A 21,031-nucleotide genomic window follows, 5' to 3' on the forward strand; every position below is an offset into this window, starting at 1 on the left:
GGAGCAGCGCCTTGCGTGCGCTGCTGTTGGGTAGGTGTTAAACGAAGCCGCGGAGGGTGGATTTAGGCGGCTGCCTTCAGCCGTGCATGACGTCAAGAAACGCCTTCAGGAAGGTCTGCATCTGCGCCGGTGTGCCGACACTGACACGCATCCATTGCGGCCACGCCTCGAATACCCGCCCGACCCGGATGTTGCGTTGCGCGAGCGCCTCGATCACAGGTTTGGCGGGGCGGCCGAGGGCCACCATGAAGCAGTTGGCCTGGGCGTCGGTGCAGCGGTAGCCGGCCTTTTGCAGGGCGTCGATCGTGTTTCGCAGAATGCCTCGATTGATGTGTTTTCGTTCGCTGACCAGGTCTTCTTGTTGCAGGCTGGCGATGCCGCCCATGGCAGCGGCAAGTGGCACGAAGTTGTAGCCGTTCAGGCGTTGCAGGTCGGCGAGCAATGCCGGTTTCCCGACCACCAGCCCCAGGCGGGCACCGGCCATGCCATAGAGCTTGGAGAACGTTCTCAGGACCATGACGTTGTCATGGCTGACCGCCAGGTCCAGGCAGGATGGCGCGTCGGTAAAGTGGATATAGGCCTCATCGATGATCGCCAGGCTGCCTGCCGGCTTGTGGGTGATCAGGTGCTCGATGTCGGCGCGTGGGGTCAGCGTGCCCGTGGGATTGTTCGGGTTGCACAGGTACAGCACCCCGGGTTGCCGGGTGGCGGCGAGCATGCCGCGTACGTCATGGGCGTGACGAGCATCGAGCTGCACCTCATGCACGGTTGCGCCGACAGCCCTGGCGCCATTGGCCACCGAGTCATAGGTCGGCGCGGCGGTGACCACGGTGCGCTTGTCGGCGTGGCGAGCCAAGGCGTATTGCAACGGCGAGCGGGAGCCGCAGAAGACCGCCACATGGTCTTCGGGTACCTGGTTTTGCCGGGCGAACAGCTCAGCCAGGCGGTATTCGTGTTCCGGAAAGTAGTGCCCACTCTGGCGAGCGCCCTGGTGCATTGCTTCGAGTGCCGAAGGGCAGGGGCCATACGGGCTCTCGTTGTAATCCAGGCGGATGATGGCGTCGTCCGCCGGTGGATCGCTCGCTGCGCCCGCCGCCCAGACGGGCATGGCGGGGGCAAGGCCGGTCAAGGTAGCGGCGGCGACGAAACGGCGTCTGCTCAAGGTGGGCATGGTCACTCTCCCTGTGGATTGTCAGTTGGGTTCACCGTCCTGAAGGGCGCGGGCTACTCGAAAGCCCAGCCAGTCGCCGCGCACGTCGGGTTCGCGCTCGTTGCGGTTGCCCGAGCGGGAGAAGATGGGCGGTTCCAGGTAGTCGTTGCCGCGAATCTGCCGGTGTGTGCAGGTACCACCGGTGGTCCAGGCGCTGCCGTCGGTGGGCGCGCCAACATAATCGGTATGCCAGCAGTCCTCGACCCACTCGTAGACGTTGCCATGCATGTCGTACATGCCGAATGCATTGGCAGGGAAGCTGCCGACCGGTGCCGTGTAGGTGAAGCCATCACGCGGCCCGTAGGTGTTGGCATGCTTGCTGATCTGATAGTCCCCTTCCTGGTCGAAGGGGAACGGGAAGGGGCCGGTGGAGCCGGCGCGGCCGGCGTACTCGCGTTCGGCCTCGCTGACCATGCGGTAGGGCTTGCCGGTCTTCTTGGCGAGCCAGGCGATGTAGCCGCGCGCCTCATCCCAGGTCATGCAGACCGCAGGCTGCGTCGGGCCTTGCGGGTAGCTGGGCTTGCCGTTCTTGCACAGCCGCCCCGGGCGGTCGTCGCCGTCGGGCAGCACCGTGTGGGTCTCCTTGGCATAGGCCTGCCATTGCCCGGCAGTCACATGGAAGCGACTCATGGCGAAGGCCTTGGCGAAGGTCACGGTGTGCAACGGACCTTCATCGTCCTGTTTGCCCAGTTCGTCATCGGGGGTGCCCATCACGTAGCTGCCGGCAGGCAGCACGACCATTTCCGGGCAATCCTTGCAGTCTTTGAAAACCTTGCCCGGTGCAGCCGGGTCGGCAGCGAGGGCTTCGAGCGACAGCGAGAGACAACCGAGGGCAATCAGTGAGGTCAGCCGTTTCATGGGTTTCCTTACGGGTAGTGGGCAACGGGAGGAGGGGCCGGCCTGGCGGCCTTCTGGGCGGCTTCCCACACACGCAGGAAGTTGGCGCCCCAGAGCTTGGCGATGTCTTCGTCGGAATAGCCGCGCTGCATCAGTTCGGCAGTGACGTTGCGGCTCTGGCTGACATTTTCCCAGCCAACCACACCGCCGCCGTCGTTGAAGTCGGAACTGATGCCGACATGGTCGATACCGATCTTCTTCACCGCGTAGTCGATCGAGTCGACGTAGTCGGCCAGGGTCGCTTCGGGCTCGGCGCCGAGGATGTCGTAGAACGGCGTGAGGTATTCACCGAACTTTTTCTCCGACCAGATCGAGAACACCGGGTCGGTGGTGGTGCCCATCTGGGTCTGGTTCTGTACGTCCGGCAGGCCATACTTGGCGCGTAACGCGTTCATCTTTTCGATGGTCGGACGCGAGAACGGCTTGAGGTAGTGGGAGTAGGCCACGATGTTGACCAGCCCGTCGGTGGCCTTGATGTGTGCCAGGTCCGCGTCGCTGAGGTTGCGGCGAATGTCCATCATGCCTTGCACCCCCGTGTGCGAGGCCATGACCGGTGCGCGGCTCAGCTGGGTGACCTGGGTCAGGGCCTGGCTGGACATCTGCGAGACGTCGATGACCACGCCAAGGTCGTTGAGCCGGGTGATGGCGCGACGACCGATGTCGGAAAGACCGCCCAGCGGGTCGACCGAATCGCCCAGGAAGGGCAGTGGGCGCGCCGAGTCGACCCAGCTGTTGTTGCCAACGTAGCCTGGCCCGAACACCCGCATGCCGCGTGCGGCCCAGTGGTCCAGCTTGTCGATGTCGTCGCCAAGGGGGGCGGCGTTGAGCAGGCTGATGATGATGGCGAACTTGCCTTCACTGACCAGCCGGCGGAAGTCGGCAGGGGTGTAGGCGATGCCGGCCTGCGCAGGGTAGTCCTTGGCGATGCTGGTGATGATCCGATAGCGAACTTCCAGTTCGTTGGCCATCGCCGCCTCGAACCCGGGTGTGGGGCGGTGCGGCCAATTGGGCCCACTCCAGAACTCCGGCCATGACCAGATTGCGATCGAGGCGCCGCTCAGACGGCCTTTGGCGGCTTTCACCAGGTCGAACTGGGTCGGGCCATCACGGTTTGCTTCCTCGCCATCGGTGCCATAGCTCAGCGGCACGTCAAGGTGCGCATCCAGGGCCGGGATGCGCGCCTGCAGGGCGTTGGCCCGCTGTTCGATTTCCCGGCCGTAGGGGTGTTTGGCAAGGTAGACCCAATACCACCAGGCGCCTGCGGCCGCCAGGAGCAAGAGCAGAAGGGCCAAAGCCCATGGCCATCTGCGCGAAAAAAAAGCCTGTTTCTTCATTGCGTACTCGACCGCCTGCACGACGGCCCCATGCCGTTCGAACTTGCTGGGTGAAACGAGCCGAGCCCAAGAGAATTTAGCAACCCTCTAAATCGCTTCCTCAACCATTCGTTTTCGCAGCAGGAGTCACGTCATGAGTACAGTGGATGAAAGTGTCACGTCGTAAGATCCTGGCGGGCCTGGTGGCCGCCGGTGTAGCACTGCCTGCCGGGTATTACGCACGGCAGGCGTGGCAGCGGGCCGAGGAAGCGGAGCTGAGCAGTGACGAGCCTGCGGTGCCGGTCGATGACCTGCCCAATGCGCTGTTGGGTGAACGGCTGGTCGGGATCTGGGACTGGCGCATGACGAGCGATCACCCGGCGCTGGCCGGGCTGGCCCGACCGCAGCAGCTGCTGCTCGACGTAGGGCAGGGTGCCCGTGCCTTGCGCGGCTACCTGGGTACTGCGCCCTATGGCGGTCAGGGTTTGCAGGTATACGGCCCGTTGGCTGCCGACCGGCTGCCGAAGGTGCAACTGAAGATGATGGCGGGTTCTGGCGAGGCCTATGACTGCGATGCCGTGCTGGATGAGATATGGGGCGACTGGAGCGAGGGGGGAGGCAGCGCGACCCTGAGTGGGCACGTGCGCCTGGCAGGGGCGCAGGCAGGGCATTCCGGGGCGCAGGCGAGCTTTGTCGCCGTCCGCCGACCGTTCGTGCTGGCACGTGAGCGGCTGCCGTACGTGGCGGCGCTGCACGAGGACCTGATTTCACCGCAGCGTCGCTACTATCACCAGCTCTGGCACGCCAGCCGCGATCGCTGGCACCGCATCGATGAATCCCGGCGGCAGATGGTGCGTGCGCTGGGTTGGCAGGTCGGCCCGTTGGGCAAGGAGCGCAACGCACGCGGGCATGATCGCCATCGCAACGGTTCCGGCGAGGATTTTCTGTTCATGCATCGGCACATGCTGCATGGCGTGCGCGAGGTCCAGGACCTGCGTTCCTGGGCAAGCCTGCCTGCGGCACGCCCATCGATCGGGCAGGGCGTTCAGGCGTTTTTCGATTACCTCGACAACCGCGACGGCTACAGCGTCCCGCCCAACTGGCAGGCGGCCGGCGATGAAGCCTTCAGCCAGTGGCTGTACTACGTCAAGAGCAGCCAGGGGCTGCACGCCAACTTCCAGCTGTGGGAAGCCCAGCTGCATGATCCGCAATACCTCAGCACCCTGTGTCTGGGAGAGTTGGGTTCACGCATCGAATTGGGCATCCATGATTGGCTGCACATGCGTTGGGCATCCCTGGGGCGTGACCCGAACTCGGATTACCCGATGCCTTACGGGCGTCGCAACTACGATTTTTCCGAACGCTGGTTCCGCGCCGAGAACGACTTCCTAGGCGATCCGTTTTCCTCCCACGTCAACCCGGTGTTCTGGGCCTTTCATGGCTGGATCGACGACCGCCTGAACGATTGGTACCTGGCCCACCAGCAGGCGCACCCGGGGGAAGTGAAGCCGAAGATGATCGATGGCATTCCGTGGTTTGCGCCAGGGCGCTGGGTGCGTGTGGCCGAGCCTTGGCTGGGGCCTACGCGTGAAGGTTGCGGTGCCTGGGGGCTGGGCAATGGCGGCGGCACCGGGAAACTGGACATCGAGACCATGAAGCTGGCCTTGCAAGTCATTTTCAGCCCTGAAGAAGACGGCGATCGCCTGGCCGGCAGGGTGCCTCAGCGGCCTTGGTATGCCCGCCATCTGGCACCCGGCCCGCGACGTGACGGTTTGTAGTGGTGACGATTTTGGGCCGGTGTTGCAGCAGGTAGGGCTCCCGTCGGGGGGCTTGCCTACCTCGCTGTCATCAGTGTGTCCGACGCTGTCCAGCCGCCGCCCAACGCCTTGTAAAGCGCAACACTGGCCTGCAAACGCGCCTTGCGCAGCCGTACCCGTTCGGCCTGTGCTGTAAACAGGCTGCGTTGCGCTTCCAGCACGCTGAGCAGGTCTTCGGCCCCGGCCCGGTAGCGGTTCTCGGCCAGATCGAACGCGCGTTGCGCTTGGGTGAGCGCTTCATGCTGCCAGTGTGTCTGGCGGTCCAGGCCGTCGACGCTGTTCAAGGCCTTCTCGACTTCGCCGAAACTGGTGATCAGCACGTTGCGATAGGCCTCGAGCAGCTCGTCCTGGCGAGCGATGGCGCGATCACGCTCGGCGCGCAAGGCGCCATTATTGAAAATGGGCGCCGTCAGACCGGCACCGAGGTTGAGCGCCGGATTGCGCAGCAGGTCGATGGCTTTTCTGTCGCCAGTGGCCAGGCTGGCCGTCAAGCTCACCGTGGGGAACAGTGCTGCCCGCGCAACGCTGACATCCGCCTGAGCCGCAGCCAGGCGCGCCTCTGCGCCAGCGATATCCGGGCGGCGCGTCAGCAGTTGGCTGGGAATGCCGGCGGCAATGCTCGGGCCGCTCAGTTGATCGAAAGGCTGATCGGCCAGTTCCAGCGCCTGCACCGGCGCGCCAAGCAGGGTTGCCAGGGTGATCTGCGCATCGCGGGCCTCTTGTTGGTAGAGCGGTAACTGTTGTCGCTGGTTGGCCACAAGGCTCTCTTGCTGTGCCAGTTCCAGGGCAGTCGACGACCCGGCCTGGAATCGTGTGCGCACAAGGCTCAGGACCTTCTCGGCGTTTTCCAGGTTAAGCGCGGCGATGCGTGCCTGCTCACGAGCGGCGAGGGCGCTCAGGTAAGTATCGGCAACGCTGCTCGTCAGGCTCAGTTCGAGCGTGTCTCGGTCACGTGCAGTGGCTTGCAGGCCAAGGCGGGCACTGTCACGCGCAGCGGCATTTTTACCCCAGAAGTCCAGCTCGTAGCGGGTCGTCAGGGCCGTGTTGAAGTAGCGGTAGGTCCGCTCGCGGTTCGACGTGTCCTGCTCGCTGTACCCTTGGCCTCGTAGCAAGCGCTGGTGATAGGCGTCGGCGCTGGCGTCGAGGCGCGGTAGCAGGGGGGCGCCGGCAATACGCAGGTCGGCCTGTGCCTGCCTGACCCTGGCCATGGCGGCGCGCAGGTCATGGCTGCCCTGGCGAGCCTGCTCGATCAGTTGGCTCAGTTGAGCGCTATTGAACGTTGTCCACCACTGCGCGGAGGCCGCCGTGCCGCCAGCCGGACTTTGCCAGCTGGCAGGTGCAGCGATACCGCTGTCCAGTGGCGCGGGGGTGTGGCTGCAAGCACTCAGGATGGTCAGCAGCGGTAGCAGTAAAAACGGGGTTCTGGTCATGGTCATTCACTGGTCAGGGCGGCGACAGGGTCGAGGGCGGCGGCTTTGCGCGCGGGCATGAAACCGAAGATGACGCCCGTGGCTACCGAGCAGGCGAAGGCACCCACTATCGCCAGGGCAGAAAACGCCACGGCCACCTTGGCCAGGCTGAGAACCACGCCGATCAGCAACGCCAGGCAGACGCCGATCAGGCCGCCGGTCAGCGAAAGCACCACGGCTTCAGTCAGGAACTGGCGCAGGATGTCGCGCTGTCGGGCGCCGGTGGCAATGCGGATGCCGATTTCGCGGGTGCGTTCGCGGACGGTCATGAGCATCACGTTCATGACGCCGATCCCGCCGACCAGCAGCGAAATGGCGGCAATGGCGCCAAGCATCAGGGACAACCCGTTGCGTGTCGCCGCCTCGGCCTGGATCATCGCCGCGCTGTTGTCGATCTCGAAGTCTTCAATGCCACCGTGCAGGCTCAGCATCAGTTGGCGTATTGCGCGTTCGGTGTCATGCACCTGGGTGCTGTCGGCGGCACCGATGATCACGTATTCCGGGTGTTGCGTGCCGGAAAGACGTATGGAAACCGCTGAGTACGGCACGGCGATGCGCAGGTCGTTTCGCTGGTTGGCGCCACTGGAGCCTTTGCTGGCGAGCACGCCGATCACCTGAAACGGCACGTTCTCGATGAGGATGTACTGGCCGATCGGGTCCTGGCCGTCGACGAACAGCTTCTTGCGCACCTCCGAGCCGATCACCGCCACGGTCGCAGCCGTGGCCAGGTCGTTGTCGGTAAAGAAGCTGCCTTCGCTGACGGGCCAGCTCATCAGCGTCGGGAACACAGGCGAATAGCCACCGATGGTCGACTCCAGGTCACGATTGCCAAAGCGCACCTGCGCCTCCACTGTCATGGCCGGCATGATGGACTTCACTTGCGGTAGCTCGGCCAGCGCCTGCACGTCGCTGAGGCGAACGTTGCCGGGCGGAGCGCGCGGTGTTGGAGGGGCACCGTTCATGAAGATGATGTTCGAGCCGAACGCGCCCATCTGGGCCATGACCTGGCGCTTGCTGCCTTCACCCACCGCCAGCATGACGACCACCGACGCGACGCCGATGATGATTCCCAACAGGGTCAGCGCGGTGCGTGTGCGGTTGCTCCACATGACCCGCCAGGCGGCTTGCAGGGCGTCCCAGGTTTCGCCCAGCCATGGGCTGCCCTGGCTGTCGGCACGCACCAGGCGCCCGGCCAGATCGACGGCTTGCAGCGCACCTGGGCGACGCGGTGGCGGCGCCTGGTCGGCGCCGCTGTCACTGATCACTTCGCCGTCGCGGATCTCGATGATGCGCTGCGCCCGAGCGGCCACATCGCGGTCGTGGGTGATCAGGATCACCACATGGCCTTGCTCGGCCAGTTCATCCAGCAGGCGCATGACCTCGGTGCCACTGTGGCTGTCCAGCGCACCGGTGGGCTCGTCCGCCAGGATGATGTGGCCGCCGTTCATCAATGCCCGGGCGATGGACACCCGTTGTTGCTGGCCGCCTGAAAGCTGGCGCGGGCGATTGCCGGTGCGCTCGCCCAGGCCCAGGCGTTGCAGCAGGGCCTTGGCCCTTTCGGCGCGCGGGGCCGCCGTGGTTCCGGCGTAGATCGCCGGCATCTCCACGTTCTCCTGCGCCGAGGCGGAGGGGATCAGGTGATAACCCTGAAACACGAACCCGAACGCTTCGCGGCGCAACCAGGCCAGTTCGTCATTGCTCAGGCCGGCAACATCCTGGCCGGCGAAGCGATACTGCCCGGCGCTTGGGCGGTCGAGGCAACCCAGGATGTTCATCAGGGTCGACTTGCCAGAGCCTGAGGTGCCGACGATGGCGATGAATTCGCCGGCATGGACTTTCAGGTCGATGCCGCGCAACACATCGACCTTGGGGCTGTCGCCGCCCCCGTAGGATTTGCGGATGCCGACCAGCTCTATCAGCGGAGTGCTCATGTCAACCCTCACCGCCGACAGGGCCGATCAGCAGTTTGTCACCTTCGGCAAGCCCATCGAGTATCTGCACGCGCAGGCGGTCGCTGAGCCCGGTACGTACCTGGCGCGTCTGTACGTCGCCTTTGCCGGTCAGAACATGGGCAGTCTGCAGCCCCTCGCCCTGGCCGCGTCCCTGAAGCGCCGCGATGGGCACGGTCAACACATCCTTGGCAGATCCGGCGACGAAGAACACTTGGGCAGTCATGTCGGCCATCAGCGCGTTGTCATCGTTGTCGACATCCAGCAGCACGGTGTAGAGCACCACGCGGCCGGTCCCGCTGCCGCTTGCCGTACCGGCGGCAACCGGGCTGCCGCCGCCCTGGCTGAGCTGATCCAGCGGTTTGGGCGGGATCGGCAGAATCTGCCTGACGGTGCTGGTCCAGCGCCTGCCGCCGCTGCCCAGGGTGGTGAAGTAGGCTTGCATGCCGGTCTTGACCTGGCCGATGTCGGCTTCAGAGACCTCGGCCCATACCGTCATCGGCGACAGCTTGGCGATCCGCAGGATCAGCGGGGTGCGCTGTTGCGCGTTCAGGGTTTGCCCTTCTCGGGCATCGACAGCGACCACGGTACCGCCGATCGGGGCGTAGATGCGGGTGTAGCCGAGCTGAGCCTGCGCGCTGCGCAACGTGGCCTGCGCCTGGAGAATCTGCGCCTCATACATGTCGATGCGCGCCTGGGTTGTCAGCACCTTGGCCTGGGCCGTCTGCACATCCTCTTCACGCGTGGCGCCGTCGCTGGCCATCCGCTGCTGGCGACGCAACTGTTGTTCGGCCAGGACATGCTCGGCACGCTGCTCCTTGACCTGCGCTTTCAGGGTCTGGATGGCATAGCGCTCGGCATCCAGCTGGGCCTGTTGCGTGGCAGGGTCGATTTCCACCAGCAACTGCCCCTGCTCGACGGTGTCACCGACTTCTACGTGCAACGTGCGGATCTGCCCGGAGGCCTGTGCGCCCACGTCGACGTACTGACGGGGCTGCAGGGTGCCCAGCGCGGTGACACTGGATTCGATGTTGCCACGGCTGACGCTGACGAACGGCCGCTGCTCGGCCGCGGCGGGCAACAGTTGCCAGGTGGCGAATGCGGCCACGGGGATCAGGCACAGCGCGAGCGTTAAGGCACGACGGGTAAGGCGTTGAGGGATCATGCAGGATTTCCGACCATGAGTGGGCCGCTGTCACCAAGGATCAGCTAGGGAGGCTGCCGATTAAACGAAAGCGATCAGGGCGGATTTAGCGGGGAGCACGCGTTGCGGGCGTGGAAATGTAACAACGTCTTTAAGCTTGATGAGAATTATTATATTTTATGCGCTCGCGGTGCCACTACTTGGCCTGCAGCGGTCTTCTACCATCATCGACAACAGGGAAAGCGCTTCGATGCCGTCTTCGGGTGTACTGCTCGAGCATTACTACCGTGAACTGGTCGGGTTCCTTCGTTCGCGTCTGGGTAGCCGCCATGCTGCCGAAGATATCGCGCAGGAGGCGTATCTGCGGGTACTCGAGCGGTGTGATGACACGCAGATCTCCCATCCGCGCGCTTTCCTTTACCGCACCGCCCTGAACCTGGTCACCGATGGTCATCGGCGCAATCAGCTTCGTCGCGCCGAGCCTCTGGAGGTTCTGGAAACCGATGAGCGATTCTTCGTCGCCCCCGTGCACGGCGCCTGTCGCCAGGAAGAGCGCCTGGAGTTGCTGCAGCGTGCAGTGGCGGAGCTGAGCGAAACCTGCCGGGCGTGTTTCTTGCTGCGCAAGCTCGAAGGCCTGTCACATGGGGAGATTGCCGCGCGTCTGGGCCTGTCCAAGGCCATGGTGGAGAAGCACATCGTCAACGCCATGAAGCATTGCCGGCTGCGTATGCGCGAGTGGGCCGAGGCCTGAGCGCACGTTCGGCTGTGCGGCCCACTTTCCGATAGCGTCAGCTGCCTGACGAGGTACCGAATGTGAGGGTGCCCTTCATCATGGTGGAGTGGAAAGGGTAGGAGCAGAAAAACGCGTACGCCTGGCCTGCCTGCAGCATGCCGGTGTCGAAAGTGACCGAATCTTTTTCGCCACCCCCGATCAGTCGGGTATGGGCGAGCACGCGCTTGTCGCCCGGCTGGAGGTAGTTATCGGCCTCACCTGCCGCAGCGCCATCGGTGGTCACGCCTTTGATGTCGTCCTTTTTGGCCAGCACCCAGTTGTGGCCCATGATGTTCCTGGGCAGTGTGCCGGTGTGCAGCAAGTTAACGGTAAAGCGTTGGCAGGTCTGCGGTACGGTGATCGTTTTCAGGTCGTAGGTCATCTGGTCAGTACTGTGAATGTCTACCGAACAGGGCTCGGCGGACCATGCGACGCTGGACAGGGTCAGGGCGAAAAAGGCTAGGGCCGGGCGAAACATCTGGGTTCTCCGCGAATGTAAGAGGCGATGCCTTGGGGCATGAGCCTCCTTTAAACGAAGTGCGAGCGTCGGGGTTTAGGCGCGCGGTTACCTGAACGGCTTGACGGGGTGAGCGCAAGTGGCAAACCGGAGTACCGGGCTAAAGGCAAATGCAAATTCCGTCAGTCAATCACTTGATTTATGCGGCTTTCCCGACTTCTATCAAAGTAGACCGCTGCCAGGCATGGCCTTGGCAGTCGCCATAACGGGCGCAGTAAGGTCATGGAATGTACCCATTACCCAGCTGCCCAGGCCCGACCATGGCAAACAAGACCCTGCGCATTCTCATTGCCGACACCCACCCCTGCCAGCGGCTGCAGTTGGAGCGGCTGCTCAATGGCCTGGGCTACTATCGGATCGCCCCCGTTGACAGTTTCGAGGAGCTGCAGCGTTTGGTGCAGTGCGCCTTGCAGCCTTTTCACTTGCTGCTGGGCAATATCGAACTGGCCAGCCATGCCGGGGTTGACCTGGAGCGTTTTTGTCGCGTCAGTACCCAGATCCAGCACGCCCTGCTTTACCATTCCAGCCAGTTGAAAGTGCCTGCGGTGCCGCAGGCCGAGCGCCAGGCGGTCAGCCTGAGCCTGCCGCAGGTGCCCGATAACGAGGCGCTGGAGTCATTCATGGCGATCATCGACGGACCGGTGCTGGTCGGCAAATTGCCGCTGCCGGGCGCCATGCCGGCGGCTACGGCCAGGCCACGGCCGCGCGCCAACTTCGCGCATACGGTGTTCCACCGCTAGCCGCGCAGCAGGCGGGGCAACGGGGCAGCTATTTGCTATCCTCTTGCCCTTTGCCGATTTGCGGACCCTGCCATGACTGCCATCGATACCGCTCGCCCGCCCCGGTTCAGCCGCGGCGACCATCGGACCCTGGGCCTGGCGGCACTGGGCGGCGCGCTGGAAATCTACGACTTCATCATTTTCGTATTTTTTGCGCTGACCCTCAGCCAGCTGTTCTTCCCGCCCGAGATGCCAGAGTGGCTGCGCCTGCTGCAAAGCTTCGGGATCTTCGTCACCGGCTACCTGGCGCGGCCGCTGGGCGGCATCTTGATGGCGCACTTCGCCGACCACCTGGGGCGCAAGCGGGTGTTCAGCCTGAGCATCCTGATGATGGCCCTGCCATGCCTGCTGATCGGGGTAATGCCGACCTATGCCGACATCGGCTACGCCGCACCGTTGATCCTGCTGGCGCTGCGCATCCTCCAGGGCGCGGCCGTGGGGGGCGAGGTGCCAAGTGCCTGGACCTTCGTCGCCGAGCACGCGCCTGCCGGGCGGCGCGGGTATGCGTTGGGCTTCTTGCAGGCCGGGCTGACCTTCGGCTACCTGCTGGGGGCATTGACCGCGACGTTGCTGGCGCAGGTGTTCACGCCGCAGGAGATCCTCGACTACGCCTGGCGCTACCCGTTCCTGCTGGGTGGCGTGTTTGGTGTGATTGGCGTGTGGCTGCGCCGCTGGCTTAGCGAAACACCGGTGTTCCTTGCCCTGCGTGCGCGCCAGGAACAGCCGGTGAAATTCCCGCTGCGGCGGGTGCTGGGCGAGCACCGTCGGGCGTTGATTCCGGCGGCATTGCTGACCTGTGTGCTGACCTCGGCCGTGGTGGTGCTGGTGGTGATCACCCCCACGGTAATGCAGCAACGCTTTGGCATGAGCGCCGGGCACACCTTCGCCCTGAGCAGCGTGGGTATTGTTTTCCTCAACATCGGCTGCGTGCTGGCCGGGTTGCTGGTCGACCGCGTAGGGGCTTGGCGTGCGCTGATGCTCTACAGCGTGTTGCTGCCGCTGGGGATCGGTGCGCTTTACGCCAGCCTGGTGGGGCAGTGGGAGATGACCTGGCTGGCTTATGCGCTGGCGGGGCTGTCCTGCGGCGTGGTCGGTGTGGTGCCGTCGGTGATGGTTGGATTGTTCCCGGCCGAGATCCGTGTGTCGGGGATTTCCTTCACCTACAACGTGGCCTACGCGCTGTGGGCCAGTACCACGCCGCTGGCGCTGATTGCGCTGATGCCGTGGAGCCCGTGGGTGTGTGTCGGGTTTTGTCTGGTCATGGGCACGGTGGGGCTGCTGACGGCCTTGTATTTCGGGCGGCGTGAGCCATTGGCGTTTGCGGCGGAGCCGATGCCGATCATGTGCGGTGACAAATGAGCCGGTGCATGTCTTGGGTTGTGCAGCAGGGCATAAACCGAGCGCCGCCCGCGCGGCGCTCGATCTGATAAGCGCTGAGCCTCTCACGGCGAACACCTCGCAGCCCAGACGCAATTCACAACAAAAAGCCCCCGGCTCGTGAGAGCCGGGGGCTTTTTGTTACGGCAGGGCCGGGGCCTTACATGTTCGGGTAGTTCGGCCCGCCTGCGCCCTCAGGGGTAACCCAGGTGATGTTCTGGGCCGGGTCCTTGATGTCGCAGGTCTTGCAGTGCACGCAGTTCTGCGCGTTGATCTGGAAGCGCTTGTTGCCGTCTTCCTGGGTGACCACTTCGTACACGCCGGCCGGGCAGTAGCGTTGTGCCGGCTCGTCGTACAGCGGCAGGTTGCTGGCGATCGGCACGTTCGGGTCGGTCAACTTCAGGTGGCAGGGTTGTTCCTCTTCGTGGTTGGTGCTGGAGAGGAATACCGAGCTGAGCTTGTCGAAGCTGAGCTTGCCGTCCGGTTTCGGGTAGTCGATCTTTTTCGAGTCGGCCGCGAGCTTGAGGCAGGCGTAGTCCGGCTTGGTGTCGTGCAGGGTGAACGGCAGCTTGCCGCCGAACCAGTTCTGGTCCACATAGTTGAACGCAGCGCCCAGCAGTGGGCCGAACTTGTGCATGGCCGGGCCGAAGTTGCGGCTGGCGAACAGTTCTTCGTACAGCCAGCTGGCCTTGAAGGCGCTGACGTAGCCGTTCAGCTGGTCACCGCCCTCGCTGCCGGCGAGCAGCGCGTCGGCCACCGCCTCGGCGGCGAGCATGCCGGACTTCATCGCCGTGTGGCTGCCTTTGATCTTGGCCACGTTCATGGTGCCCAGGTCACAGCCGATAAGTGCGCCGCCGTTGAACACCATTTTCGGCAGCGAGTTGATGCCGCCCTTGGCCAGGGCGCGGGCGCCGTAGCTGATGCGTTTGCCGCCTTCGAGATACTGGCTGATCACCGGATGGTGCTTCAGGCGCTGGAACTCGTCGAATGGCGACAGGTACGGGTTGGCGTAGGACAGGTCGACGATCAGGCCGACCACCACCTGGTTGTTTTCCAGGTGATAAAGGAACGAACCCCCGGTGTTGTCCTTGGCCATCACGTCCAGCGGCCAGCCGGCGGTGTGCACCACCAGGCCCTGCTCGTGCTTGGCAGGGTCGATTTCCCAGATTTCCTTCAGGCCGATGCCGTAGTGCTGCACATCGGACTCGCTGTCCAGGTTGAAGCGCTTGATCAGCTGCTTGCCGATGTGGCCACGGCAACCTTCGGCGAACAGGGTGTACTTGCCACGCAGCTCCATGCCCGGGGTGTACATACCGTCTTTCGGGTTGCCTTCACGGTCCACACCCATGTCGCCGGTGACAATGCCACGCACCACGCCGTTTTCATCGAACAGCGCTTCCTGGGCGGCGAAGCCCGGGTAGACCTCCACGCCCAGGTTCTCGGCCTGCTGGGCCAGCCAGCGGCACAGGTTGCCCAGCGAGATGATGTAGTTGCCTTCGTTGTGCATGGTTTTGGGCACGAACAGGTCAGGCACCTTGGTGGCGCTGCCGGCATCCTTGAGCACGTAGATGTCGTCGCGCTTCACTTCGGTGTTCAGGGGCGCGCCGAGTTCCTTCCAGTCGGGGAACAGCTCGTTCAGGGCGCGGGGCTCGAACACTGCGCCGGAGAGGATGTGGGCGCCCACTTCAGAGCCTTTTTCCACCACGCAGACGCTGATTTCGCTACCGGCTTCGGCGGCCTTCTGCTTCAGGCGGCAGGCGGCGGACAGGCCCGCCGGGCCGGCGCCGACGATGACCACGTCGAATTCCATGTATTCGCGTTCCACTGGTTCTCTCCTACTCATCAAGGCTCGTGCTGTTGCTTTGTCTTATGGGTGCTTGCGCGCAGTGGCTCATCACGGGAGCGGAACTGTAGCTGCGCAAATGACGGACTACACCGTTTTGTCTTGGCCGCGCATTATATCTACACCACTTGGCGGGTCCAATACAAACGTTTGTTTGAATTTGCCGCAGGCCAGTAAAATCACAGGAGCGCGGCTGGAGGGTGACCGATTTGCCGTATTGACCGGATGGGGTGTTACGGTCAAGATACGAGCGGTTTTACGTTCGCCGTAGGCTTGCAGCCGGGCGCAGGTACACCTCTAAAGACCAGGTGTGGAGCAGGGTTTTGCGGCCTTTGGCCGGTTTGTAGTGGAGTTTACACGCCACGACAGAAAATGACCCGTGAGGATTTGTCGCAATGGTCCGAACAAGACTGTTCGGTCACTGTGAAGTTATTGCCTCCCGATACGTTTTTAGAGGTGCCCTTGTACCCACGCGCATCGCAGGGCTCAGTCCCAGGCGACTATCTATTCACCGGAGAGTAACGAGGAATCCATGAAGGTTCTTGTAGCTGTCAAACGAGTGGTCGACTACAACGTCAAGGTTCGCGTCAAGGCGGACAACTCCGGCGTCGACCTTGCTAACGTCAAGATGTCCATGAACCCCTTCTGCGAAATCGCCGTGGAAGAGGCTGTCCGCTTGAAGGAAAAGGGCGTTGCGACCGAGATCGTCGTCGTTTCCGTCGGCCCGACCACTGCCCAGGAGCAACTGCGTACCGCCCTGGCCCTGGGTGCCGACCGCGCCATCCTGGTAGAAGCCGCTGACGAACTGAACTCCCTGGCTGTGGCCAAGGCGCTGAAAGCCGTTGTCGACAAGGAGCAGCCACAGCTGGTCATCCTCGGCAAGCAGGCCATCGACAGCGACAATAACCAGACCGGCCAGATGCTGGCTGCGCTGACTGGCTACGCGCAAGGCACCTTCGCCTCCAAGGTCGAAGTGGCTGGCGACAAGCTGAACGTCACCCGTGAAATCGATGGCGGTCTGCAGACCGTATCGCTGAACCTGCCAGCCATCGTCACCACCGACCTGCGCCTGAACGAGCCGCGCTACGCGTCGCTGCCGAACATCATGAAGGCCAAGAAGAAGCCGCTGGAGACCGTTACTCCGGACGCGCTGGGCGTTTCCCTCGCCTCCACCAACAAGACCCTGAAGGTTGAAGCCCCGGCTGCCCGCAGCGCTGGCATCAAGGTCAAATCGGTGGCCGAACTGGTCGAGAAGCTGAAGAACGAAGCGAAGGTAATCTAAATGACTATCCTGGTTGTCGCTGAATACGAAGCCGGTGCCGTAGCTCCGGCCACCCTGAACACTGTTGCCGCTGCCGCCAAGATCGGTGGGGATGTGCACGTACTGGTCGCTGGCCAGAACGTCGGCAGCATTGCCGAATCTGCTGCCAAGATCGCTGGCGTGGCCAAGGTGCTGGTTGCCGATAACGCTGCCTACGCCCATGTGCTGCCAGAGAACGTCGCGCCGCTGATCGTCGAGCTGGCCAAGGGTTACAGCCACGTGCTGGCTCCGGCCACCACCAACGGCAAGAATATCCTGCCGCGCGTTGCCGCGCTGCTGGACGTGGACCAGATTTCCGAGATCATCTCGGTTGAGTCCGCTGACACCTTCAAGCGCCCAATCTACGCCGGTAACGCCATTGCCACCGTGCAGTCGAGCGCTTCGGTCAAGGTCATCACCGTGCGTACCACCGGCTTCGACCCTGTCGCCGCCGAAGGTGGCTCGGCCGCTGTTGAGGCTGTTGGTGCTGCGCACAACGCTGGCATTTCTGCCTTCGTTGGCGAAGAGCTGGCCAAGTCCGACCGCCCAGAGCTGACCGCTGCCAAGATCGTCGTATCCGGCGGCCGTGGCATGGGCAACGGTGACAACTTCAAGCACCTGTACAGCCTGGCCGACAAGCTTGGCGCTGCAGTCGGTGCCTCGCGCGCCGCAGTCGACGCCGGCTTCGTGCCGAACGACATGCAGGTCGGCCAGACCGGCAAGATCGTTGCGCCACAGCTGTACATCGCCGTCGGTATCTCCGGCGCGATCCAGCACCTGGCCGGCATGAAAGACTCCAAAGTGATCGTTGCGATCAACAAGGACGAAGAAGCGCCGATCTTCCAGGTAGCCGACTACGGCCTGGTCGCAGACCTGTTCGAAGCGGTTCCGGAGCTGGAAAAGCTGGTCTGATCCGCCTGCTTCACTTATAAAGAACCCGGCCCTCGTTTCGAGGGTCGGGTTTTTTTATGGGTTGAGGAGTGAGGGATGACGTTGCGTGAAACGGGCAGGGCGCTGGCATGCATGGCGGCGCTGTTCTCACCGCTGGTCATGGCGGCAGGCAAGTGCGAACGCCTGGTGGCAACCGGCAGCCCTGATGCACCGCCCTATTCATGGCAAGACCCACAAGACCCTGAACACCTGATCGGCGCCAACGTAGACCTGTTGCGTCAGGTGGCTGGCGAGTTGGGTGTAAAAGTTGAAGTACTGAGCGCAGGTCGTCGCGACCAGGCACTGGAGGAAGTGCGCAGTGGCCGCATGGATCTGCTACTCGACACCCCCATGCAGGTGGAGCAATTGACCGCGCTGGACTACATCCACCCGCCGTTGCAGCTCAACGAGTACCTGGTGTGGACGCGTCATGATGCCCAGCTGACCTTCGACGGGCCGGCGGACCTGGCCAGGTATCAGGGCAGCTTGTCCGAGCGCGCACGGCTGACACCGGCCTTCACCGCCTTCGCCAAGGCCCAGCTCAAGCTGGTGCCGGCGCAGAACCTTACCCAGGCCTTCCAGAAACTGGTGCTCGGCCAAGTGGACTATGTGCTGGCTGGCCGCTATTCAGGCATGGCCATGGCCCAGAGCCTGGGTATGAGCAATGACCTGATCGCCCGTGGCCTGCCGGTGGACCGGCCAGGCCTGTACTTGGCCCTTTCACACAACTCGGCCTGCAATGACAGCTGGTTGCGTGGGCAATTGGCGAAAAAACTGACAGAATTGCCGATCTCCGGTGCGTCCGAGGCGGTCCTGCAACGAAATGTCGAGCGCTGGAAAGCGCAGTTGCAGGTGCCGGCGGACGCCCCCAAACACTAGGAAGATTGCGTGAGAACCCAACCACTAATCCTTGCCTTGGCCATGCTTGGCCTGGCTGGCTGCGCCAATGATCCGGCCCCTGACGAGCAGATGCGCATTTCCGAACAGGCCCTGGAGCAGGCCAAGGCCGTAGGTGCCACCGAGCAGGTCGAAACGCTGAAGCTGGCTGAAGACAAGCTGGCCCGGGCCAAGGCCAACATGCTGAGCGAAGACTATCGCGATGCGCGCATGCGTGCCGAACAGGCCGAGCTGGATGCGCGTCTGGCCGAGGCCCAGGTGCTGAACCAGAAGAGCGAAGAGCAGCTCCAGCTGTTGCAGTCGCGGGTCAAGCGCCTGCGCAAGCAACTGGAGGTGCAGCCATGATCCGCCGCACACCGTTGGCTGCGCTGGTAGTGCTGGCGCTGGCCGCAGGCTTGCAAGGCTGTGCCAGCCAGCGCAGTTCTGCAGCGCTGGATGAAGCCAGTGCCGCCTTCGCCAAGGTCAAGGATGATTCCGATGTGCTGCGCAGTGCGCCGCGCGATGTGATCCGCGCGGGCGAGTCGCTGGCCCGTGCCGAGCGTTTGTCCAGCTACATCGGCACCGGTTCCGATGTGCGCCATTACGCTTACCTCAGCCAGCGCTACAGCGAGATTGCCCGTGAGCATGCCAAGCTGGCGCTGAACCAGGAGCGCCAGACCAAGCTCGATCTGGAGCGCCAGCGCCTGCAGCTGGCCTTGCGCGAGGCCAAGCTGGCCAGCGTGCAGCAGCAGGGCAAATGGGTCGAGTCGCAAATCGCGGCACTGGCCTCCGAGCAGACCGACCGTGGCTTGGTGATGACCTTGGGCGACGTGCTGTTCGATACCGGCCGTGCCGACCTGAAGAACTCGGCCAGCCGCACGGTACTCAAGCTGGTGCAGTTCCTTCAGCTTAACCCGCGTCGGGTGGTACGTATCGAAGGCTATACCGACAGCACCGGCGCGGCCGAGGACAACCTGAAACTGTCTCGCGATCGGGCGCAGGCCGTGGCTGACATGCTGGTGGACCTGGGCATCGACGAAAAGCGTTTGCAGGTCGAGGGCTATGGCGACCAGTACCCGATCGAGGCCAACGCCTCTGAGCGGGGCAGGGCGCAGAACCGTCGGGTAGAAATCGTGTTCTCCGACGACAAGGGCAGGCTCGCGCCTGCGCGCTGAGTTCGACTCAAAGAAGGGCCGCCATGCGGCCCTTCTTTTTGTCGGTTTAATCGTTTCGATAGTTATCACGCTGTTGTATTGTCGACTATGTTGCATTCTGTCCCAGTACACTTTGCAACTGTTACGGTATCCTTTACCGTCATCGAGCCGCACAAGAACAACGAGCCTGCCGCCATGACCAACCTGCTGCTGTACCAGCGTATCGCCCAGCAACTGGCCGATGACATCCGCCGCGGTGTCTACCAGCCAGGCGAGCGGGTACCCTCCGTGCGCAAGATGAGCGCCCAGCTCAATGTCAGCCATGCCACGGTGCTGCAGGCCTATGCCAACCTCGAAGATCAAGGCCTGATCCGTGCGCGGCCGCAGTCTGGCTACTATGTGCACCAGACGCCGGCCCTGACTGCGCAAACCCCCGACATTGCCCGGGTGGAGCGCCCTGGTCTGGTGACCCGTGCCAGCATCATCCAGCAAGTGCTCACCGAAGCGCGCCGCGATGGTGTATTTCCGTTCGGCGCTGCGGTGCCGCATGTCGACTACCTGCCGGTGCGTGCCCTGCACCAGCAAATTGCCAAGGTCACCCGCTTTCACAGCCCGCGCGCGTTCAGTTACATGTTCAGCCCGGGTTTCGAGCCGTTGCGCCGGCAGATTGCCATTCGCATGCGCGATGCCGGTGTACTGGTCGACCCGCGTGAAGTGATCGTGACCCACGGTTGCGTCGATGCGCTGCAAATGTCATTGCGTGTGCTGACGCGTCCGGGGGACTTGATCGCCGCCGAGTCGCCGACGTATTACGGCTTGCTGCAGCTGGCGGACCTGCTGGGCCTGAAGGTGATTGAAATCCCCAGCGACCCGTCCACGGGCATCAGCCTTGAAGCTTTGCAGCTGGCGGCCAACCAGTGGTCGATCAAGGCCCTCGTGCTCACCGCGCGGCTGAGCAACCCCTTGGGTGGCACCGTCCCGGAAGAGCGGCAGAAACAACTGCTGCGCCTGGCATCGGACTTCGATATCCAGATCATCGAGGACGATATCTATGGCGAGCTGATGTTCGAGCAGGGCAAGACCAAGGCGCTGAAGGCGTTCGACCGGCTGGACCGGGTAATCTATTGCTCAAGCTTCTCCAAGACGCTGTCCCCCGGCGTACGTGTTGGCTGGATGATTGCCGGGCGTTACCAGGACGAAATCCAGCGGCTGCAAACCTTCACTACCCACTCGGCGTGCAGCGTCACGCAAATGGGGGTGGCGGCCTACCTGGAGAATGGCGGCTACGACCGGCATCTGCGCTACATCCGTCAGGAGTATCGCAAGAACCTCAGCGCCTACCAGTTGGCAGTGCAGCAGCACTTCCCCGAAGGCACCCAGATGACCCGGCCTACGGGCGGTTTCATTCTGTGGGTGAGCCTGCCCGGGCGGGTCAACACGCAGGAGCTGCATGTGCGGGCGCTGGAGCAGGGCATCAGCATTGCGCCGGGGTTAATATTCAGTAATACAGAGCAGTTCAACCACTGCATCCGCCTTAATTGCGGTATTCCGTGGAACAAGGAGGCCGAGCGTGCCGTGATTACCCTCGGCTTGCTGGCTCAGCAGTTGTGCCGGGAGCCTGCGCTCACCCTTTTGTAAGGCTTGCCAGCTGCCTGTGGAACAGGGAGCATACGCACTTTTCCTG

General features: G+C 63.4%; 18 protein-coding genes. 10 read left to right on the top strand and 8 right to left on the bottom strand.

Annotated features, from left to right (window positions below):
• Window positions 1-76 precede the first annotated feature (76 nt).
• The 3 genes from ACF8R4_RS15970 to ACF8R4_RS15980 are packed head-to-tail and all read right to left on the bottom strand — an operon-like array spanning window position 77 to window position 3,441.
• Complete coding sequence (locus ACF8R4_RS15970) at window positions 77-1,171, bottom strand: aminotransferase class I/II-fold pyridoxal phosphate-dependent enzyme (RefSeq protein ID WP_060501531.1); 1,095 nt, start codon at window positions 1,169-1,171, stop codon at window positions 77-79.
• Between the two features lie 21 nt (window positions 1,172-1,192).
• Window positions 1,193-2,068, bottom strand: a complete 876-nt coding sequence (locus ACF8R4_RS15975) for a formylglycine-generating enzyme family protein (RefSeq protein ID WP_105946482.1) — start codon at window positions 2,066-2,068, stop codon at window positions 1,193-1,195.
• An 8-nt stretch (window positions 2,069-2,076) separates the two neighbouring features.
• Window positions 2,077-3,441 carry a dipeptidase gene (locus ACF8R4_RS15980; RefSeq protein ID WP_186723319.1) on the bottom strand — a complete coding sequence of 455 codons (1,365 nt, stop codon included), beginning with the start codon at window positions 3,439-3,441 and terminating at the stop codon, window positions 2,077-2,079.
• A gap of 146 nt (window positions 3,442-3,587) precedes the next feature.
• Here ACF8R4_RS15980 and ACF8R4_RS15985 point away from each other — a divergent pair, with 146 nt between their 5' ends.
• Window positions 3,588-5,198 carry a PvdJ/PvdD/PvdP-like protein gene (locus ACF8R4_RS15985; RefSeq protein WP_104834272.1) on the top strand — a complete coding sequence of 537 codons (1,611 nt, stop codon included), beginning with the start codon at window positions 3,588-3,590 and terminating at the stop codon, window positions 5,196-5,198.
• A gap of 56 nt (window positions 5,199-5,254) precedes the next feature.
• On the opposite strand, the gene ACF8R4_RS15990 is transcribed toward ACF8R4_RS15985, so the two are convergent.
• From ACF8R4_RS15990 to ACF8R4_RS16000, 3 genes are read right to left on the bottom strand one after another with little or no spacing between them, the layout of a single operon-like run.
• Complete coding sequence (locus ACF8R4_RS15990) at window positions 5,255-6,673, bottom strand: efflux transporter outer membrane subunit (protein WP_060500793.1); 1,419 nt, start codon at window positions 6,671-6,673, stop codon at window positions 5,255-5,257.
• Window positions 6,670-8,637, bottom strand: coding sequence for a MacB family efflux pump subunit (locus tag ACF8R4_RS15995; RefSeq protein ID WP_104834273.1), 1,968 nt, complete (start codon window positions 8,635-8,637; stop codon window positions 6,670-6,672). The genes ACF8R4_RS15990 and ACF8R4_RS15995 overlap by 4 nt, the downstream gene beginning before the upstream one ends.
• A gap of 1 nt (window position 8,638) precedes the next feature.
• Window positions 8,639-9,820: an efflux RND transporter periplasmic adaptor subunit gene (locus ACF8R4_RS16000; protein ID WP_019096324.1), complete on the bottom strand. Its 1,182-nt coding sequence runs from the start codon at window positions 9,818-9,820 to the stop codon at window positions 8,639-8,641.
• Window positions 9,821-9,959: 139 nt separating this feature from the next.
• On the opposite strand from ACF8R4_RS16000, the gene ACF8R4_RS16005 reads away from it, so the two are divergent.
• Entirely contained in the window at window positions 9,960-10,550 is a 591-nt protein-coding gene (locus tag ACF8R4_RS16005; RefSeq protein WP_256204580.1) for a sigma-70 family RNA polymerase sigma factor, read from the top strand.
• Window positions 10,551-10,587: 37 nt separating this feature from the next.
• Here ACF8R4_RS16005 and azu read toward each other — a convergent pair whose 3' ends face one another.
• Window positions 10,588-11,049, bottom strand: a complete 462-nt coding sequence (gene azu / locus ACF8R4_RS16010) for an azurin (RefSeq protein WP_016711661.1) — start codon at window positions 11,047-11,049, stop codon at window positions 10,588-10,590.
• A gap of 299 nt (window positions 11,050-11,348) precedes the next feature.
• Between azu and ACF8R4_RS16015 the strand changes: the two genes are divergently transcribed.
• Complete coding sequence (locus ACF8R4_RS16015) at window positions 11,349-11,828, top strand: histidine kinase (RefSeq protein WP_183674452.1); 480 nt, start codon at window positions 11,349-11,351, stop codon at window positions 11,826-11,828.
• A gap of 72 nt (window positions 11,829-11,900) precedes the next feature.
• Window positions 11,901-13,226 carry an MFS transporter gene (locus ACF8R4_RS16020; protein ID WP_025753269.1) on the top strand — a complete coding sequence of 442 codons (1,326 nt, stop codon included), beginning with the start codon at window positions 11,901-11,903 and terminating at the stop codon, window positions 13,224-13,226.
• 178 nt (window positions 13,227-13,404) lie between these two features.
• On the opposite strand, the gene ACF8R4_RS16025 is transcribed toward ACF8R4_RS16020, so the two are convergent.
• A complete protein-coding gene (locus ACF8R4_RS16025; protein WP_080578077.1) occupies window positions 13,405-15,087 on the bottom strand; it encodes an electron transfer flavoprotein-ubiquinone oxidoreductase in 1,683 nt (560 codons plus the stop codon).
• 532 nt (window positions 15,088-15,619) lie between these two features.
• Between ACF8R4_RS16025 and ACF8R4_RS16030 the strand changes: the two genes are divergently transcribed.
• The 6 genes from ACF8R4_RS16030 to ACF8R4_RS16055 all read left to right on the top strand — a co-directional run bounded on the left by ACF8R4_RS16030 (window position 15,620) and on the right by ACF8R4_RS16055 (window position 20,985).
• Window positions 15,620-16,369: an electron transfer flavoprotein subunit beta/FixA family protein gene (locus ACF8R4_RS16030; RefSeq protein WP_016498683.1), complete on the top strand. Its 750-nt coding sequence runs from the start codon at window positions 15,620-15,622 to the stop codon at window positions 16,367-16,369.
• Window positions 16,370-17,299: an electron transfer flavoprotein subunit alpha/FixB family protein gene (locus ACF8R4_RS16035; RefSeq protein WP_016711657.1), complete on the top strand. Its 930-nt coding sequence runs from the start codon at window positions 16,370-16,372 to the stop codon at window positions 17,297-17,299. It abuts the gene before it with no gap.
• Between the two features lie 75 nt (window positions 17,300-17,374).
• Window positions 17,375-18,196, top strand: a complete 822-nt coding sequence (locus ACF8R4_RS16040; protein WP_019096321.1) for an ABC transporter substrate-binding protein — start codon at window positions 17,375-17,377, stop codon at window positions 18,194-18,196.
• Between the two features lie 9 nt (window positions 18,197-18,205).
• The gene (locus ACF8R4_RS16045) at window positions 18,206-18,559 is read left to right on the top strand and encodes a DUF4398 domain-containing protein (protein WP_019096320.1); all 354 of its coding nucleotides are present in this window, start codon (window positions 18,206-18,208) and stop codon (window positions 18,557-18,559) included.
• Window positions 18,556-19,368: an OmpA family protein gene (locus ACF8R4_RS16050; protein ID WP_019096319.1), complete on the top strand. Its 813-nt coding sequence runs from the start codon at window positions 18,556-18,558 to the stop codon at window positions 19,366-19,368. Before ACF8R4_RS16045 ends, ACF8R4_RS16050 begins: the two co-directional genes overlap by 4 nt.
• Before the next feature lie 174 nt (window positions 19,369-19,542).
• Window positions 19,543-20,985, top strand: a complete 1,443-nt coding sequence (locus ACF8R4_RS16055; RefSeq protein ID WP_012273358.1) for a PLP-dependent aminotransferase family protein — start codon at window positions 19,543-19,545, stop codon at window positions 20,983-20,985.
• Window positions 20,986-21,031: the final 46 nt, after the last annotated feature.

This window comes from Pseudomonas sp. FYR_2 (assembly GCF_043106425.1).
GTDB lineage: Bacteria > Pseudomonadota > Gammaproteobacteria > Pseudomonadales > Pseudomonadaceae > Aquipseudomonas > Aquipseudomonas monteilii.

What these genes read in the sequence shown, in the direction of transcription:
- ACF8R4_RS15970 (WP_060501531.1), bottom strand. Translation starts at nt 1,171, where the DNA reads ATGCCCACCTTGAGCAGACGCCGTTTCGTCGCCGCCGCTACCTTGACC.
- ACF8R4_RS15975 (WP_105946482.1), bottom strand. Translation starts at nt 2,068, where the DNA reads ATGAAACGGCTGACCTCACTGATTGCCCTCGGTTGTCTCTCGCTGTCG.
- ACF8R4_RS15980 (WP_186723319.1), bottom strand. Translation starts at nt 3,441, where the DNA reads ATGAAGAAACAGGCTTTTTTTTCGCGCAGATGGCCATGGGCTTTGGCC.
- ACF8R4_RS15985 (WP_104834272.1), top strand. Translation starts at nt 3,588, where the DNA reads ATGAAAGTGTCACGTCGTAAGATCCTGGCGGGCCTGGTGGCCGCCGGT.
- ACF8R4_RS15990 (WP_060500793.1), bottom strand. Translation starts at nt 6,673, where the DNA reads ATGACCATGACCAGAACCCCGTTTTTACTGCTACCGCTGCTGACCATC.
- ACF8R4_RS15995 (WP_104834273.1), bottom strand. Translation starts at nt 8,637, where the DNA reads ATGAGCACTCCGCTGATAGAGCTGGTCGGCATCCGCAAATCCTACGGG.
- ACF8R4_RS16000 (WP_019096324.1), bottom strand. Translation starts at nt 9,820, where the DNA reads ATGATCCCTCAACGCCTTACCCGTCGTGCCTTAACGCTCGCGCTGTGC.
- ACF8R4_RS16005 (WP_256204580.1), top strand. Translation starts at nt 9,960, where the DNA reads ATGAGAATTATTATATTTTATGCGCTCGCGGTGCCACTACTTGGCCTG.
- azu (WP_016711661.1), bottom strand. Translation starts at nt 11,049, where the DNA reads ATGTTTCGCCCGGCCCTAGCCTTTTTCGCCCTGACCCTGTCCAGCGTC.
- ACF8R4_RS16015 (WP_183674452.1), top strand. Translation starts at nt 11,349, where the DNA reads ATGGCAAACAAGACCCTGCGCATTCTCATTGCCGACACCCACCCCTGC.
- ACF8R4_RS16020 (WP_025753269.1), top strand. Translation starts at nt 11,901, where the DNA reads ATGACTGCCATCGATACCGCTCGCCCGCCCCGGTTCAGCCGCGGCGAC.
- ACF8R4_RS16025 (WP_080578077.1), bottom strand. Translation starts at nt 15,087, where the DNA reads ATGAGTAGGAGAGAACCAGTGGAACGCGAATACATGGAATTCGACGTG.
- ACF8R4_RS16030 (WP_016498683.1), top strand. Translation starts at nt 15,620, where the DNA reads ATGAAGGTTCTTGTAGCTGTCAAACGAGTGGTCGACTACAACGTCAAG.
- ACF8R4_RS16035 (WP_016711657.1), top strand. Translation starts at nt 16,370, where the DNA reads ATGACTATCCTGGTTGTCGCTGAATACGAAGCCGGTGCCGTAGCTCCG.
- ACF8R4_RS16040 (WP_019096321.1), top strand. Translation starts at nt 17,375, where the DNA reads ATGACGTTGCGTGAAACGGGCAGGGCGCTGGCATGCATGGCGGCGCTG.
- ACF8R4_RS16050 (WP_019096319.1), top strand. Translation starts at nt 18,556, where the DNA reads ATGATCCGCCGCACACCGTTGGCTGCGCTGGTAGTGCTGGCGCTGGCC.
- ACF8R4_RS16055 (WP_012273358.1), top strand. Translation starts at nt 19,543, where the DNA reads ATGACCAACCTGCTGCTGTACCAGCGTATCGCCCAGCAACTGGCCGAT.